Source organism: Arthrobacter sp. B2a2-09 (assembly GCF_027587375.1).
Classification (GTDB): Bacteria; Actinomycetota; Actinomycetes; order Actinomycetales; family Micrococcaceae; genus Arthrobacter.
In genome coordinates, this window is record NZ_JAMXIC010000095.1 from 1 (window position 1) to 482 (window position 482).

Annotated in this window: 1 pseudogene; it reads left to right on the forward strand. The window is 67.8% G+C overall.

From position 1 onward, the window contains the following. Window positions 1–482: pseudogene (locus NFJ07_RS25680) on the forward strand (lipoyl synthase); the annotation flags it as partial.

Here is a 482-nt window from a genome sequence, read left to right on the forward strand (position 1 = left end):
CACAACGTCGAAACCGTGCCCCGGATCTTCAAACGCATCCGCCCCGCGTTCCGCTACGACCGCTCCCTGGACGTCATCACCCAGGGCCGCACCCACGGCATGGTCACCAAATCCAACCTGATCCTGGGCATGGGCGAAACCCGCGAAGAGATCTCCGAAGCCCTGGCCGACCTGCACGCCGCCGGCTGTGACCTGATCACCATCACCCAGTACCTGCGCCCCTCCGAACGGCACCTGCCCGTGGACCGCTGGGTCAAACCCCAGGAATTCGTCGAGCTCGCCACCGAAGCCGAGGAAATCGGCTTCCTCGGCGTCATGTCCGGCCCCCTGGTCCGCTCCTCCTACCGCGCCGGACGCCTCTGGGCCACCGCGATGCGCAAGAAAGGCCGCGAAATCCCCGCCCACCTGGCCCACATCGCCGACGGCATCCAGGACTCCGGCACCACCCGCCAGGAAGCCCGCACCCTCCTCGCACACCACGC